The organism is Microbacterium aerolatum (genome assembly GCF_007988825.1).
Lineage (GTDB): Bacteria > Actinomycetota > Actinomycetes > Actinomycetales > Microbacteriaceae > Microbacterium > Microbacterium aerolatum.
Genome location: NZ_BJUW01000006.1, coordinates 22,331 through 37,316 on the forward strand (window position 1 = coordinate 22,331; position 14,986 = coordinate 37,316).

14 protein-coding genes and 1 pseudogene are annotated in these 14,986 nt (G+C 65.2%); 5 read left to right on the forward strand and 10 right to left on the reverse strand.

Annotation, left to right across the window (positions count from 1 at the left end; translation table 11 throughout):
- Window positions 1-19 precede the first annotated feature (19 nt).
- The 3 genes and pseudogenes from MAE01_RS07850 to trxA form a co-directional block, all read left to right on the forward strand.
- Window positions 20-2,116, forward strand: coding sequence for a DUF6049 family protein (locus MAE01_RS07850; RefSeq protein WP_147039010.1), 2,097 nt, complete (start codon window positions 20-22; stop codon window positions 2,114-2,116).
- A gap of 94 nt (window positions 2,117-2,210) precedes the next feature.
- Window positions 2,211-3,182: a thioredoxin-disulfide reductase gene (trxB, locus tag MAE01_RS07855; RefSeq protein WP_147039011.1), complete on the forward strand. Its 972-nt coding sequence runs from the start codon at window positions 2,211-2,213 to the stop codon at window positions 3,180-3,182.
- A gap of 74 nt (window positions 3,183-3,256) precedes the next feature.
- Window positions 3,257-3,583 (forward strand): annotated as a pseudogene (trxA, locus tag MAE01_RS07860) (thioredoxin); the annotation flags it as partial.
- 73 nt (window positions 3,584-3,656) lie between these two features.
- Here the strand turns inward: trxA and MAE01_RS07865 are convergent.
- The 10 genes from MAE01_RS07865 to rpmH all read right to left on the reverse strand — a co-directional run bounded on the left by MAE01_RS07865 (window position 3,657) and on the right by rpmH (window position 11,578).
- Window positions 3,657-3,992 (reverse strand): tryptophan synthase subunit alpha, encoded by a 336-nt coding sequence (locus tag MAE01_RS07865; protein ID WP_147039013.1) that lies wholly within the window; start codon window positions 3,990-3,992, stop codon window positions 3,657-3,659.
- 9 nt (window positions 3,993-4,001) lie between these two features.
- Window positions 4,002-5,444 carry a sugar porter family MFS transporter gene (locus MAE01_RS07870; protein ID WP_147039014.1) on the reverse strand — a complete coding sequence of 481 codons (1,443 nt, stop codon included), beginning with the start codon at window positions 5,442-5,444 and terminating at the stop codon, window positions 4,002-4,004.
- A 69-nt stretch (window positions 5,445-5,513) separates the two neighbouring features.
- Complete coding sequence (locus MAE01_RS07875; RefSeq protein WP_147039015.1) at window positions 5,514-6,497, reverse strand: ParB/RepB/Spo0J family partition protein; 984 nt, start codon at window positions 6,495-6,497, stop codon at window positions 5,514-5,516.
- Window positions 6,497-7,420, reverse strand: a complete 924-nt coding sequence (locus MAE01_RS07880; protein WP_147039016.1) for a ParA family protein — start codon at window positions 7,418-7,420, stop codon at window positions 6,497-6,499. The genes MAE01_RS07875 and MAE01_RS07880 overlap by 1 nt, the downstream gene beginning before the upstream one ends.
- A 1,097-nt stretch (window positions 7,421-8,517) precedes the next feature.
- Window positions 8,518-9,135: a 16S rRNA (guanine(527)-N(7))-methyltransferase RsmG gene (gene rsmG / locus MAE01_RS07885; RefSeq protein ID WP_147039017.1), complete on the reverse strand. Its 618-nt coding sequence runs from the start codon at window positions 9,133-9,135 to the stop codon at window positions 8,518-8,520.
- Window positions 9,136-9,172: 37 nt separating this feature from the next.
- Window positions 9,173-9,667, reverse strand: a complete 495-nt coding sequence (locus MAE01_RS07890) for a Jag family protein (protein WP_147039018.1) — start codon at window positions 9,665-9,667, stop codon at window positions 9,173-9,175.
- Window positions 9,667-10,734: a membrane protein insertase YidC gene (yidC, locus tag MAE01_RS07895; protein WP_147039019.1), complete on the reverse strand. Its 1,068-nt coding sequence runs from the start codon at window positions 10,732-10,734 to the stop codon at window positions 9,667-9,669. Before yidC ends, MAE01_RS07890 begins: the two co-directional genes overlap by 1 nt.
- Window positions 10,735-10,737: 3 nt before the next feature.
- Window positions 10,738-11,088 (reverse strand): membrane protein insertion efficiency factor YidD, encoded by a 351-nt coding sequence (gene yidD, locus MAE01_RS07900; protein WP_147039020.1) that lies wholly within the window; start codon window positions 11,086-11,088, stop codon window positions 10,738-10,740.
- A complete protein-coding gene (rnpA, locus tag MAE01_RS07905) occupies window positions 11,085-11,435 on the reverse strand; it encodes a ribonuclease P protein component (RefSeq protein ID WP_147039021.1) in 351 nt (116 codons plus the stop codon). The genes yidD and rnpA overlap by 4 nt, the downstream gene beginning before the upstream one ends.
- A 5-nt stretch (window positions 11,436-11,440) precedes the next feature.
- Entirely contained in the window at window positions 11,441-11,578 is a 138-nt protein-coding gene (gene rpmH, locus MAE01_RS07910; RefSeq protein WP_005054680.1) for a 50S ribosomal protein L34, read from the reverse strand.
- 320 nt (window positions 11,579-11,898) lie between these two features.
- Here rpmH and dnaA point away from each other — a divergent pair, with 320 nt between their 5' ends.
- Together dnaA and dnaN are read left to right on the forward strand one after the other, a co-directional pair.
- Entirely contained in the window at window positions 11,899-13,290 is a 1,392-nt protein-coding gene (dnaA, locus tag MAE01_RS07915) for a chromosomal replication initiator protein DnaA (RefSeq protein WP_147039022.1), read from the forward strand.
- A 440-nt stretch (window positions 13,291-13,730) separates the two neighbouring features.
- The gene (gene dnaN, locus MAE01_RS07920; protein WP_147039023.1) at window positions 13,731-14,873 is read left to right on the forward strand and encodes a DNA polymerase III subunit beta; all 1,143 of its coding nucleotides are present in this window, start codon (window positions 13,731-13,733) and stop codon (window positions 14,871-14,873) included.
- The last annotated feature ends 113 nt before the right edge of the window (window positions 14,874-14,986 follow it).

The following is a 14,986-nucleotide window of genomic DNA, read 5'->3' on the forward strand; positions in this document are numbered from 1 at the left end:
CCGAGGAAGACCAGAGACGTTGATCAGCTCCCGAGTCGGAAGCGGTGCCCGCGCGCACCGCTTCGCACGCGTCGCCGCGGTGTTCGCGCTCGCGTTCGGGCTGATCGCCGCGCCCCACCTCACTGCGACGACCGCGTCCGCAACCGCGACACCTGAGCCCGAGGATGAGGGCACGGCACGCCTGTCGCTGTCGGCCGGCGTGCATGGCGTCGTACAGCCCGACACCCCGCTCACCACCTCGGTGATCATCGACAACGGCAGCGACGAGGCGCTCACCCCGGGCGTCATCAGCATCGAGATCAACAAGACGCCGCTCGACGACGCCTCGGCGCTGGCCGCCTGGCTCGACGCCGAGGAGGCGGAGGGCACGTTCTCCGCTCTCGGCTCCGAGGAGTCGCTTGCCGTCCCGGCATCCGAGACCTCGACGGCATTCGTCAGCGCGAGCTCGAGCGCCCTGGACGATCTCGACGCCGGCGTGTACCCGATCCGCGCGAGCCTGACCGGCGACGATGCACCGCTCACCGCGACCAGCGTCCTCGTCCTCGACGCCGGGAGCGCCCCGCAGGTCGCAGTGCTCGTGCCGATCACGGCGACCCCGGCGGACGGCGCCCTGCTCACCGCCGAGGAGCTCACCGAGCTCACCGATCCCGACGGCGCGCTCACTGCGCAGTTGGACGGCGTCACGGGGACCTCCGCCGTTCTCGCGATCGACCCCCTCATCCCCGCATCGATCCGCGCCCTCGGCACTGCCGCACCGGTCAGCGCGGTCACCTGGCTGACCCGGTTGGAGGCGCTCTCGAACGAGCGTTTCGCCCTGCAGGCCGGCGATGCGGATGCCACGGTGCAGGCACGCGCGGGTCTCACGGAGCTGCTCACGCCCCTGCCGCTGACCTCCGTGCTCACTCCCGAGAACTTCGTGGCGACGGAAACGACGCCGACTCCTTCACCGACGCCCTCGCCCTCGCCGTCCGGCTCGCCTGCCGAGCCCACACTTCCCACCACGGAAGAGCTCACGGCGGTATCCGGCGCGCAGCCCGGCATCCTTTGGCCTCTCGGCGACGCCCGGGGCGCGGATCTGGCGACGTTCGACGCGTATCTCGGCACCGATGCCACCACGATCCTGCCGTCCAGCTCGCTCGCCGCGACTCCGGACGCGGTCGTCGAGGTCGACGGCCACCGCGTGCTCGTGACGGATGCCGACGCATCTGCGAGCCTGTCGACCGCCGCAGCCACGACCGACGACCTGGCACGCGAGCGCGAGATCGCCGAGGCGATGGCACAGCTCAGCTTCGCCGATCAGGCGTCGCTCCTGATCGGCCTCGACCGCGACGAGACTCGCTCCGCCGATGCGCTGCGCGAGGCGATCCTGTCAGTCTCCTCGATCGGTCAACCGACGAGCTTCGAGGATCTGCGGGCGTCAGCGCCGGCATCCGCCACGCTCGACAGCGAAAGCTCGGAAGACCGCGCGACCGCGCTGAAGAACCTCCTCGCGGACGAGGGCCGGCTGACGTCGTTCTCGTCGATCCTGGCGGACCCCCTCGTGCTCCTCGCCCCCGAGCGGCTCGCGATCATGCGGCTGATCGGGGTCGGCAAAGCCGAGACGTTCGCGGTGGACTCCGCCACACACCGCGCCGACACCACGGGGACGCTGAACTCCGTGGGCGTGCAGCAGCCGAGTCCCATCCAGCTGTTCACCGCCGCAGCGCCCCTGCCGGTCTGGGTGCACAACGATCTTCCCTGGCCGGTCACGGTCACTCTCACCTCCGAGCCCTCGGACGCACGCCTTGGCATCCAGCCGCGCACGCCGGTCGAGGCGCAACCCGCCAGCAACACCCGAGTGAAGGTCCCGGTCGAGGCGCGCGTGGGAAGCGGCGAGCTCTCGGTGCGGTTCGGTCTCCTCTCCCCCACCGGCGTGGCCATCGGACCGGACCAGACGGCGACGGTGACCGTACGCGCCGAATGGGAGGGCATCGGTCTCGGCATCCTCGGCGGCGTCATCGGGCTGCTGCTCATCCTGGGCATCATCCGCACCATCGTCCGGCGCCGCAAGGACGATCAGGCCGACGAATCGGATGCTGTGCCCGCTCCGTCCGGCGAATCCGAGCCGACGCCCTGACACGAACCCTGCCGGGGAATGCCGCGCGGTTACGATTGGTTCCTAGCAGTGGGTGCACGCAGGCACGCTGCGGGCACGCGAGAAGAGAGAGCACATGCGCAAGGTCATCATCATCGGCTCCGGTCCGGCCGGATTCACCGCCGCCATCTACGCGGCCCGTGCGAACCTCGAGCCGCTTCTCATCGCGAGCTCGGTCGAGGTCGGCGGTGAGCTGATGAACACCACCGAGGTCGAGAACTACCCCGGCTTCCCGGACGGCATCCAGGGCCCCGACCTGATGGCGAAGTTCCAGGCGCAGGCCGAGAAGTTCGGCACCGAGGTCGTCTACGACGACGTCACCTCGCTCGACCTCGACGGCACCGTCAAGAAGGTCACCCTCGGCAGCGGCGCAGAGCACGAGGCGCAGTCGATCATCTACGCGACGGGCTCGGCGTACCGCAAGCTCCACATCGAGGGCGAAGAGCGCCTTTCCGGCTACGGCGTCTCGTGGTGCGCGACCTGCGACGGCTTCTTCTTCCGCGAGAAGACCATCGCCGTGGTCGGCGGCGGCGACTCCGCGATGGAGGAGGCCACGTTCCTCACCCGCTTCGCCGACAAGGTCTACGTGATCCACCGCAAGGACACCCTGCGTGCATCGAAGATCATGCAGGAGCGCGCGTTCGCGAACGAGAAGATCGAGTTCATCTGGAACAGCGAGGTCACCGAGATCCAGGGCGGGGATGCCGTCACCGGTGTCGCCCTGCGTTCGACGGTGGACGGCTCCACCAGCGAGCTGCCGCTGACCGGCCTGTTCGTCGCGATCGGCAACGACCCGCGCACGCACCTGGTGCACGACAAGCTCGAGCTCACCGACGCCGGGACGATCTGGGTCGACGGCCGTTCGTCCAAGACGTCGGTTCCTGGCGTCTTCGCCGCCGGCGACGTGATCGACCCGACCTACCGCCAGGCCATCACGGCTGCCGGTTCCGGAACGGTCGCAGCCCTCGACGCCGAGCACTTCCTCGCGGATCTTGAGGATTCATCGGTCGAGGTCCCGGCGGCTGAGGCGGCCGAGGTCATCGCGTAGGGAACACTTTTCGCACCTCTGCTGTTGCAGACGGTGAACTTCGATCAGTTCGATCAACAAGGAACCAGGAGAAGCAGATGACTGCCAAGGTAACGAGCCAGGCGACGTTCGAACAGGACGTGCTGCAGGCTGATGGACCCGTCCTCGTGGACTTCTGGGCCGAGTGGTGTGGACCGTGTCGCATGGTCGCGCCGGTCCTGGACCAGATCCAGGCCGAGCACCCCGACAAGATCACCATCATGAAGCTCAACGTCGACGAGAACCCCGAGCTGGCGATGAAGTACCAGATCACGTCGATCCCGGCGATGAAGGTCTTCCAGGGCGGCGAGGTCAAGACGACCATCATCGGCGCCAAGCCGAAGCCCGCGCTCGAGCAGGATCTGGCCGCTTTCATCGGCTGATCCGAAAAGCTTCAGAGCCCGTCTCTCCTTCCGGAGGGGCGGGCTCTTTCGTGTCCGGATTCGATTCGGGATGCTACGAGGCGTCGGCGATCGTGGCATCCCACTTGCGGTGACGGGACCCCTCGTCCAGAAGGCCCCAGACGGCCGTCGTGAGCTCGGGATACTCCAGTGCGATCTGGCGCATGACCCGGTAGTTGCGCGCGGCGTTCGGACGCACACCGTCGTTCGCGGTGATGTTGTCGGCGCGCAGCAGGTAGACGACGAGCTCGTCGACGCTGGGGAGGTCCTCCATGAAGTCCCACGGATCCTCGCCGCTCAGCAGCCGTTCCTGGATGAGCACGGCCAGTTCGTCTGAGGCCTCGGCGCGCAGCACTTCGAGGCTGGCGCGGCGTGGAACGGCTTCCGACATGCTTCCAGCCTACGCGCGCTTCCTGCCTCCGCGGCGCGGGAGGTTCACGACATCCGTCATCGTCTCGAGCTCCCGGCCCTTCGTCTCGGGAACCTGGAAGTACACGAAGAAGAACGACACGATCGCGAAGAACGCGTAGAACCCGTAAGCGAAGGTGAGGCCGATCTCAGCGAACGCCGGGAAGGTCGTGGAGATGATGAAGTTCGCGATCCACTGCGCAGCGGCGGCCACGGCGAGGGCGCCTGCGCGGATGCTGTTCGGGAACATCTCTCCCAGCAGCACCCAGACCAGCGGCCCCCAGGTCGCTCCGAAGAAGACCACGAACCCGTTGGCGCAGATCAGGGCGATCAGCGACCACGGCTGCGGCAGCACGACAGCGCCGTCCTGCAGGGTGCCGAACGAGAAAGCGACGGCCATCATGCCCAGCGTCACGGCCATGCCGATTGATCCGGTCAGGAGCATCGGGCGGCGCCCGACCTTGTCGACGAGCAGGATCGCGACGATCGTGACGACGATGTTCGTGATCGATGTGATGACCGAGGTGAGCAGGGCCTGCGACTCCTCGAAGCCGACCGAGAGCCACAGCGTCGTCGAGTAGTAGAAGATCACGTTGATGCCGACGAACTGCTGGAAGACGCTGAGCAGGATGCCGACCCACACGATGGGCTTCAGGCCGAACTTGTCGCCGCGCAGGTCCTTCAGCGACTCCTTCTGCTCGACGTTCAGGGTCTTGCGGATCTCCTCGATCTTGAGGTTCACGTCGGTCTCGCCGGTGAAGTCGAGCAGCACCTGAGACGCCTTGTCGACCTTGCCGCGGGCGACGAGGAAGCGGGGGGACTCCGGCAGACGCAGCGCCATGAGGCCGTAGACGACGGCGGGGATCGCCTCGACCATGAACATCCAGCGCCAGGCGTCGATCCCGAACCAGAGGACGTTCGCCGCAGACCCGGCGATGTTCGCAAGGAGGGCGTTGGACAGCAGCGCCGTGAAGATACCGGTGACGATGGCGAGCTGCTGGAGGGAGCCGAGCCGGCCGCGCACCTTGGCCGGTGAGACCTCCGCGATGTAGGCCGGGGCGATGACGGATGCCGCGCCCACGCCCAGTCCGCCGATCACACGCCAGACGATGAGGTCGATCACGCCGAACGCCAGACCGGAGCCGATCGCCGACATGAGGAACAGGATCGCCGCGATCACCATGACCGGGATGCGGCCGAGCTTGTTGGCCAGGCTGCCGGCGAACCACGCGCCCGCCGCACAGCCGAGGAGCGCCGACGACACGGCGAAGCCCTGCAGACCTGGTCCGAGCTCGAACGCTCCGGCCAGGGCATCCACCGCACCGTTGATGACCGCGGTGTCGAATCCGAACAGGAATCCGCCGAGTGCGGCGGCGATGCTGATGCCGATGACTCGGGCGCTGAAGCGCCCGGCTTTGCTCTTGTCCTGGGACATGTGCCCTCCCCCGTTGGTGTTCACTCTAGGAGCCGGACGTTTGTCGCGGCGAGAGACCGGCGGTGCGGGTCAGGATCCGTACTGCTCTTCGCCGAGTTCGGCGAGGATGCGATTGAGGTCCTGAATCGACGCGAATTCAATGGCGACCTGGCCTTTTCGTGCGCCGAGTGTGATCTTCACGCGCGTGTTGAGGCGGTCGCCGAGCTTGCCGGAGACCTCGTCGAGGTAGGCGCGACGGGCGCCTGGCTGCGGCTTCACGCTCTTGGTGCCGGATGCCGGAAGCGTCTTTGCCGCCTGCTCGGTGGCGCGAACCGAGAGGTCTTCGTTGACGACCTTGTCGGCGAGCTTCTGGATCTGCTCCGGGCTCTCAAGGGAGAGGAGCGCACGAGCGTGACCGGCGGAGAGCACACCGGCAGCGACGCGCTGCTGCACGGGAACGGGCAGCTTGAGGAGCCGGATCGTGTTGCTGATCTGCGGTCGGGAGCGGCCGATGCGGGTCGCGAGTTCCTCCTGCGTGATGCCGAAGTCCTCGAGCAGCTGCTGGTAGGCGGATGCCTCTTCCAGCGGGTTCAGCTCGGATCGGTGCAGGTTCTCGAGGAGGGCGTCGCGGAGGAGGTTCTCATCAGCGGTGTCGCGCACGATCGCGGGGATCGCATCGAGGCCGGCTTCACGGGCGGCTCTGGTGCGCCGCTCCCCCATGATCAGCTCGTAGTCGCCGTCCTCGTTCTTGCGAACGACGACGGGCTGCAGCACGCCGAACTCACGGACGCTGTGGACGAGCTCGGCGAGATCCTCGGAGTCGAAATGCGTGCGCGGCTGGCGCGGGTTGGGGACGATCTTGTTGGGATCGACCTGCGTCAGGTGGATGCCGGGAACCGATTCGAGTTCGGCTTCGGCCTCGGCCTCGGCGGCATCCACGGTCTGATCAGCCGGTTCCTCTGCTGCCGGACGGATCGATCCCCCGGGGAAGAACACGTCGACCGGGCGTGCCGCCTGGTCTGCAACGGGGATGAGGGCGCCGATTCCACGGCCCAATCCAGTGCGCTTCGCCATCAGTTCTCCTTGCTCCGCGCCTTCTGGGACGCGATCTCGACAGCAGCCTCGCGATAGGCGATCGCGCCGGCGGAGGTTCCGTCGTAGGCGATCACCGTCTGGCCGAAGCTTGGGGCCTCCGACACTCGGACCGAACGCGGGATCACCGTGTTCAGCACCTGTGCGGGGAAGTGGGTGCGCACCTCATCTGCGACCTGCTGGGCGAGACGGGTGCGTGCGTCGTACATCGTGAGCAGGATCGTGGAGAGGTGAAGCTCAGGATTGAGGTGCTTCTGGATCATCTGGATACTGCCCAGCAACTGGCTCAGGCCCTCGAGCGCGTAGTACTCGCACTGGATCGGGATGAACACCTCGGATGCCGCGGTGAACGCGTTGATCGTGAGCAGTCCGAGCGACGGCGGGCAGTCGATGATGACGAAGTCGACGGCGTTGTCCTCGATGTACTGGTCCAGGGCGCGGCGGAGACGGTGCTCGCGCGCGACCTGCGAGACGAGCTCGATCTCTGCGCCGGCGAGATGGATCGTGCTCGGAGCGCAGAGGAGGTTCCCCGACTCGGGGCTCTGCTGGACGACCTCGGCGAGCGGCACGTCGTCGATCAGCACGTCATAGATGCTCGCGGTCTCCGCGTTGTGCGGGACGCCGAGTGCGGTGGAGGCGTTCCCCTGCGGATCCAGGTCGATGACCAAGACCTTGGCGCCGAAGGATGCCAGCGCGGATGCCACGTTGACGGCTGTCGTCGTCTTGCCGACGCCGCCCTTCTGGTTCGACACCGTGAGGACGCGGGTAGTACCTGTGAAGTGGAGTTCGACGTCCTCGAGGTTGCGCCGTCGTGCGCTCAGATCAGCGATCTCTCGCGCCAGGGGTGTGTCGACCCCGAAAGCCTCGTTCGGCGTAGTCTGCTCGGACTGTTTCACGTGAAACATCCACTCCTCTCGATGGCCGCGTTCCACTCTAATCGCTACCGCGGACCTTGCTTGCACTCCCCCGGCCCCCTGCGGGTCGTTGCGCGAGCCGACGTATCTCATCTAGAGAAACATTTCGGATCGCTCCGCTCACTCAGTGCGTTTCGTCTGCGGGCTCCGTCCTCCACTCAACGATCCGCAGCTGGCTGCCATATGGGATGTTTCACGTGAAACGTCCCGGGACTCGCACAATCCAGGGCACGCTCCCCGCGGGTCGTTGAGCGAGCGTAGCGAGACGAAACGCGTTGAGTGAGCCGCAGGCGAATCGAGATGAACTTCCGTGCAGACCACTTCGACTCGCTCCGCTCACTCAGTGCGTTTCGTCTGCGGGCTCCGCACTCGGTTCAACAACGCCGGCGCTGGGGTCATGAGCGATGTTTCACGTGAAACGTGATCCAGCGCGACAATCTCGAGGGACCCCGCCCGAAGGTTGACCCACTCCCCGCGGGTCGTTGAGCGAGCGCAGCGAGACGAAACGCGTTGAGTGAGCCGAAGGCGACCCGAAACGAACTTCCGTGCAGACCACTTCGATTCGCTCCGCTCGCTCAGTGCGTTTCGACTCCGGGCTGCGCCCTCCACTCAACGACCCGCAACTCGGGATTCTGGGCGATGTTTCACGTGAAACGTCCGCCCGGACCTACGATTCAAGGCACTCTCCTTGCGAGGCGTTGAGCGAGCGTAGCAAGACGAAACGAGTTGAGTGAGCCGTAGGCGACTCGAAACGAACTCTCGCGCAGGCCACTTCGAATCGCTCCGCTCACTCAGTGCGTTTCGTCTGCGGACTCCGCCCTCCGCTCAACGACCCACCACCGGGATTGCATGGCAATGTTTCACGTGAAACATCCCGTCCGGACAGTGCAGGGCACTCTCCCCGCGGGTCGCTGAGCGAGCGCAGCGAGACGAAACGCGTTGAGTGAGCCGAAGGCGAACCGTAACGTACTTCCGTGCAGGCCACTTCGATTCGATTCGCTCACTCAGTGCCTTTCGACTCCAGGCTCCGCCCTCCATTCAACGACCGTCGGCTAGGGCTCCCGGGGGATGTTTCACGTGAACGGAAGTCAGCGAACGGTGGCTCGAACCACCCGGGTCGTCTCGGCGATCAATCCCTCGCCGAGCACCTCGACCCGAACATCACTGAGTCGGTACTTCTTCAACTGCTTCGCTGCGGCGTCGATCTCCGCTTCGGCGTTCTTGCCCTTGAGCAGTGCCAGCTCGCCCCCGTCGCGCACCAGCGGCGCGGTGAACGGTAGCAGCGTGCGCAGAGCACTGACTGCTCGAGCTGTGACGACGTCGAACTGCTTCGGCTCGACATCCTCGGCACGCGCACGCAGGACGGTCACATTGCCGAGCCCAAGTTCCTCGACCTGTTCAGTAAGCCATGCGACGCGACGCTCCATCGGTTCCACAAGTGTGAAGCCGACGTCAGGCCGTGCGATAGCCAGTACGATTCCGGGCAGCCCGGCCCCGGAGCCGATGTCAGCAGTCGAGCCATGGAAGAGAGGAGCGGCGATCGCACTGTTGAGCACGTGCCGAGTCCACAGGCGCGGAAGCTCGAGCGGACCGATCAGGCCGCGCTCCTCCCCCTCTGCGGCAAGGTTCGCGGTGAATGCGCGTGCGAGATCGATGCGATCGCCGAACAGTGACGGCGCGACATCAGGCTCGACCTCGACAGTCATGACTGCACGAGTTCCACGCGATGTTTCACGTGAAACATCAGCGCCGGCGAATGACGGTGTGGCGATCGGCACCCTCGCCGTACGACTCGGAGACAAGCTCCCGATCAGCGACGATGTCGTGCACAAGCTTGCGCTCGTAGCTGGACATGGACGGCAGCGATGCCTGCGATGCGCCCTCGTCAAGCTTGACGACCGCGGCATCCACGAGCTTCTCGAGCTGACGACGGCGCGCGTCCCGCGATCCCCCGATGTCGAGGATCAGCCGCGAGAACGAACCGGTCGTGCTCTGCACCGCCAGGCGCGTGATCTCCTGGAGTGCCTGCACAGTGTCGGGCTCGGAGAGGACAGAGAGGCTCTCATCCTCCGACTCCACCGAGACGTACGCGCGTCCCTGACGGACGTCGAGGTTCAGGTCACCGTCGATGTCGGCGATGTCGAGCAGGCCTTCGATGAAGTCCGCGGCGACGTCGCCCTCCTGCTCGAGCTGCTCCACCGTGGGCTCCGAGCGCTCTGCGATGTTCTCGGTCGTCATCAGTTCGTGCCCTTCTTCTTGGCGCGCTTCTTGCTCACCGGCTGCTGGCGCTTGGGAGCCTGCTCCTTGGCCTTTTCTGCCTCATCCAGCAGACGCTGCTGCTCAGCCTCGTAGGTGGCCATCGGGACGACCTTGCCGGACGAGTCGATCGCTTTGCCCTTACGGGCGAGGCGCTCTTCACGCGCCTTCGCGGCTTCAGAACCGGGCGTAGGCATCTCGCGGATCACGAGGAACTGCTGAGCCATGGTCCACAGGTTCGAGATGAACCAGTAAACGACGACACCGAGCGGGAAGAACACACCCGAGAAGATGAATCCCAGCGGCAGCACGTAGAGCATGATCTTCTGCATCTGGTACGCCTGGCCGGTCTTGGCCTCCGGCGAGAGGTTCTTCGAGATGATCTGCAGCTGCGTGAAGAACTGCGATGCGATCATCAGCACGACGAGGATCACGAGCAGCACGATCGCGACGGTGTTCTGCGTCTCGACTGCGCTACCAAGGGTGCCGTGCAGTGAGACAGTGCCGAAGATCGTGGCGTCGTAGAACTCCTTGGTCAGCTCTGCGCTCAACAGTCCCACGCCGCCGATGCCAGCGTCCGCATGCTTGGTGACGTCGTTGAGCACGCTGAACAGCGCGAAGAAGATCGGCATCTGCACGATGAGCGGCAGACAGCTCGACATCGGCGAGGTGCCGTGGTTCTTGTACAGCGCCATGGTCTCGCGACTCATGGCTTCGCGCGAGAGCTGATCCTTCTTGCCGCGGTACTTCTCCTGGATCTTCTTCATCTGAGGAGCGATTTCCATCATCTTGCGCTGGCTCTTGATTTGCCGCACAAACAGGGGAAATACCGAGGCCCGGACCACGATGACGAGGCCGATGATGGAGAGGATCCAGGTGATACCGGATGCCGCGGGGAGGCCGACGGTCGTGAACAGCCAGTGCCAGGCGACGAGGATGAGCTCGACAGCCCACTTCAGCGGCCACAGGATCGTGCCGAGGAGATCGAATCCACCACCGCCGGAGTCCGGGGTGGGCGTCGCAGAGGCGAGCAGAAGGTCAAGACCCACTGATCAGTCCTTTCGGGAAGGTACGACGAAACCTCGCGCGGTCAGGTCGTGTCGGAAATGGTCATGAGGGCGGACATCATCGACGCCGCCTTTGCTCCAGGGATTGCATCGCAGGATGCGCCAGGCCGAGAGAGCTGCTCCCTTGAGCGCACCGTGCTGCTGCACCGCACCTACAGCGTAAGCGGAGCAGGACGGGTAGTACGCACACACGTCCCCGTACACCGGAGAGATCACGGCGCGGTACGCGGTGAGGAATCCCAGTGCGAGATTCCGAGGGATCAGAGGGATGCTGCGCGCCAGGTCGCCGGCATGCAGGTGTCCGGTGCCCATGGCATAGGACGGCAGCGCACTCATGTTCGCGCCTTGGTGCGGTCGAGCCTTGCCAGACAGCGCGTGACATCGGCTTTGAGCTCTGCGAAGGTCGCCGTGGCAGACGCAGGAAGGGCACGGATGACGACATCCGTGCCCTGAGGAACATCTGAGATCGCTTCCGCGCACACGGCTTTGAGCCGACGGCGCACGGTGTTGCGGATCACAGCGGTACCCACCTGCTTACTGATGATGAACCCGAACCGCGGTTCACGCGCTTCCCCGGTCGTCATCATGGAGGTGACGACTCGGGCGCCCCCGCACCGGACACCGCGACGGACGACCGACCTGTAGTCAGTGCCTCGCGTCAGTCGGAACGGACGGGCGAGCACGAGGCTTACGCCGAGAGCTCGGTGCGGCCCTTCGCGCGGCGAGCCGACAGGATGCTGCGGCCGGCGCGCGTGCGCATGCGGGCGCGGAAGCCGTGCTTCTTGGCGCGACGACGGTTGTTGGGCTGGAACGTACGCTTGCTCATGGAATCACTCCGGAAATGGTGTCACCGGATGAGTACGACCGGAGACATGGGGAACTGCCCGGAATCGGGCATAAGTCAACCGACTAAGGGTACGTCTTGGCGGCGCGGAGAGCAAATTGCTCGCGCGCTGTCCTCGGTTCGTCCGCCGCTTCGAACACCAATTATCCACAAGCACGACACACGCGGCGAGCAGGACACACCCCTGGTTTTCCACAGGCAGGTTGCCCCGGACAGCAACGATGACTAGCGTGGCATCCGAAGTTATCCACAGGGAGAACGCGGCAACGGCCCGTCCTCCGCGACCCCTTGCCCGGAGCACCATGTCCTCTCCTGCCCAGCCCGACGTTCCTATCTGGGCACAGGTTCTGGACCTGCTCGATCAGGACGACCGCGTCACCCCGCAGCTGCAGGGTTTCCTGAGCCTCGCCGTTCCCGCCGGTGTCATGGGTGCCACTCTGTACCTCGACGTCCCGAACGACCTCACCGCGGCGCAGATCAACAAGCGTCTGCGGGTGCCGCTCATGGAAGGCCTCGCACGCTTGGGCGACGAGGTCACATCGTTCCGCGTCGTGGTCAATCACGAGCTCGCCGAGCAGCCGACCGCCCCGATCGCCGTCGCGGACTTCGGCCGCCCCGAGTCGCCGCGCACAGACCTTCCCATCGAGCAGCCCACCCCGATGCGACACGAGTCGCGACTGAACCCGAAGTACACGTTCGACAACTTCGTCATCGGTCAGTCCAACCGCTTCGCACACGCTGCGGCGGTCGCCGTGGCCGAAGCTCCGGCTAAGGCATACAACCCGCTGTTCATCTACGGCGACTCCGGACTCGGCAAGACGCACCTGCTCCACGCGATCGGCGACTACGCCCAGTCGCTCTACACGGGCGTGAAGGTTCGCTACGTATCGAGCGAAGAGTTCACCAACGACTTCATCAACTCGATCGCGAACAACCGCGGGTCAGCGTTCCAGGCGCGCTACCGCGACGTCGACATCCTCCTCATCGACGACATCCAGTTCCTGCAGGGCCGGGCCGAGACGCAGGAAACGTTCTTCCACACCTTCAACACGCTGCACGATCACAACAAGCAGATCGTGATCACCAGCGACGTGGCCCCAAAGCATCTGACCGGTTTCGAAGACCGTATGCGCAGCCGCTTCGAGTGGGGTCTGATCACCGACGTCCAGGCGCCCGACCTCGAGACCCGCATCGCCATCCTCCGGAAGAAGGCGCAGAGCGAGGCGCTGCACATCCCCGACGAGGTGCTCGAATACATCGCCACGATCGTCTCCTCGAACATCCGTGAACTCGAAGGCGCCCTCATCCGGGTGTCGGCGTTCGCGAGCCTGAACCGATCCTCCCTCGACATCTCGCTCGCACAGACCGTGCTCCGCGACATCGTCGACACAGCGGAGGACAACATCATCTCGCCGACCGACATCATCACCGCGACAGCTCAGTACTTCAAGCTCACGGTGGACGACCTATACGGGTCCAGTCGGTCACAGCAGATCGCGACCGCACGTCAGATCGCCATGTACCTGTGCCGTGAGCGGACCAACCTGTCGCTTCCCAAGATCGGGCAGCTCTTCGGCAATCGCGACCACACCACCGTGATGTACGCGTACAAGAAGATCAGCGACCTCATGAAGGAGCGTCGCTCCATCTACAACCAGGTCACCGAGATCACCACGCAGCTCGGCCGTCGCTGACCCCGAAACGCGACGCGCCCGCGTCGGATCCGAGCTTGACAGGTGTCCTCGGCATCCCTTTGAATGCCGCTTTGCACATGTGGATAACTTGTGGATGAATGCGACTCGGGTTCGGGACGAATGTGTGCGAATCGCGGCATACTGTGGATAACTCCTCGAAGAGGTGCCGTTGAGACTTCCGCATGTTCACGCGGTTTCCGCAGGGATTCCACATCTCACACGACTGTAGTTCCCTACTCGCGCCTGATATCCACCGAGTTATCCACAGTATCCACAGCTGTTAACACCGTTAAGAAGTTAATCCTCTGAAGACGGCATCCGATCACCTCGAAGGTGTGGGAAGCCGGCGTATGGCGCATTGTCGCTGTGGGGATACGATGGGAACCCCTGAGGTGGCTCCATGCCTCGCAGGTCTTGTAATTCACGACGAGGGAGCGCCAGTGAGGTTCCAGGTCAATCGCGATGTCTTCAGCGAAGCAGTGTCCTTCGTCGTCAAACTGCTGCCGCAGCGCAACCCCCAGCCGATCCTGGCCGGCGTGCTCATCGAAGCCGGGGATGACGGACTGACACTCTCCGCGTTCGACTACGAGGCATCTGCTCGAACGACCATCGACGCAACCGTCGAGACCGCCGGCACGATCCTGGTGCACGGTCGGCTGCTCTCGGACATCGCCAGCCGGCTGCCGAACGCCCCCATCGAGATCGCCGTCGAGGAAGACGGCGGCATCGCCGTCACCTGTGGTTCGGCGCGATTCACCCTGGCCGCGATGCCTGTCGAGGAGTACCCGTCGATCCCCGAGGTGTCCGGCTCATCCGGCGTCGTCCCGGCCGATGACTTCGGCACCGCGATCGCGCAGGTCGGTTTCGCCGCTTCCCGCGACGATGTGACCCCGGTGCTGACCGGTGTGCAGCTCGAGGTGTCCGGCCAGAATCTCAGTCTCGTCGCCACCGACCGCTACCGCGTCTCGCTGCGCGATGTTCCGTGGGATGGCGAAGCGTCCGAGCAGACCGCGCTGGTCCCCGCCCGCACCCTCACCGAGGTCGGCAAGACTTTCGGGCACGCCGGCACCATCCAGGTCGCGTTCTCCGGCAGCGGCGATCGCGAGATCATCGCCTTCACCGCCGGCAACAAGACCGTGACGTCGTTGCTGATCAAGGGCAATTTCCCGCCCGTGCGCCGCCTGTTCCCCGAGCAGACCGACCACTACGCGGTCGTCAACACCGCTGACCTCATCGAGGCCGTCCGCCGTGTCGCCCTCGTCCTCGATCGCGCAGCTCCGCTGCGATTCACGTTCACCTCGGACAGCGTGACGATGGATGCTTCGGGCAGCGAGCAGGCTCGCGCATCGGAGTCCGTCGACGCGCACCTCACCGGTGGCGCGGATGTGACCCTCGGCCTGAACCCGCAGTATCTGACCGAGGCACTGAGCGCGGTCAAGAGCGAGTTCGTCCGAGTGACGTTCACGTCGAGCGACAACGCGAACAAGCTGAGCCCGGTGCTCATCACGAGCCAGACCTCGGTCGACCAGGCGGGTTCGGATTCGTTCAAGTACCTGCTCCAGCCGAACCTGCTCCTCCGCTGAGACCGACCTCGACCTGCACAAGGCTTCGACTCGCTTCGCTCGCTCACCCCGTTTCGTCTTCGGCGCTGCGCGCCTTCGCTCAACGACCCGCGAGCTATCAACGCCCCGCTCGA

Excerpts from the sequence above, each read along its gene's own strand:
- dnaA (WP_147039022.1), top strand. The coding sequence starts at position 11,899 with ATGTCCTCTCCTGCCCAGCCCGACGTTCCTATCTGGGCACAGGTTCTG.
- MAE01_RS07870 (WP_147039014.1), bottom strand. The coding sequence starts at position 5,444 with ATGTCCCAGGACAAGAGCAAAGCCGGGCGCTTCAGCGCCCGAGTCATC.
- MAE01_RS07865 (WP_147039013.1), bottom strand. The coding sequence starts at position 3,992 with ATGTCGGAAGCCGTTCCACGCCGCGCCAGCCTCGAAGTGCTGCGCGCC.
- rsmG (WP_147039017.1), bottom strand. The coding sequence starts at position 9,135 with ATGACTGTCGAGGTCGAGCCTGATGTCGCGCCGTCACTGTTCGGCGAT.
- MAE01_RS07875 (WP_147039015.1), bottom strand. The coding sequence starts at position 6,497 with ATGGCGAAGCGCACTGGATTGGGCCGTGGAATCGGCGCCCTCATCCCC.
- MAE01_RS07890 (WP_147039018.1), bottom strand. The coding sequence starts at position 9,667 with ATGACGACCGAGAACATCGCAGAGCGCTCGGAGCCCACGGTGGAGCAG.
- yidD (WP_147039020.1), bottom strand. The coding sequence starts at position 11,088 with ATGAGTGCGCTGCCGTCCTATGCCATGGGCACCGGACACCTGCATGCC.
- MAE01_RS07880 (WP_147039016.1), bottom strand. The coding sequence starts at position 7,420 with ATGTTTCACGTGAAACAGTCCGAGCAGACTACGCCGAACGAGGCTTTC.
- trxB (WP_147039011.1), top strand. The coding sequence starts at position 2,211 with ATGCGCAAGGTCATCATCATCGGCTCCGGTCCGGCCGGATTCACCGCC.
- rpmH (WP_005054680.1), bottom strand. The coding sequence starts at position 11,578 with ATGAGCAAGCGTACGTTCCAGCCCAACAACCGTCGTCGCGCCAAGAAG.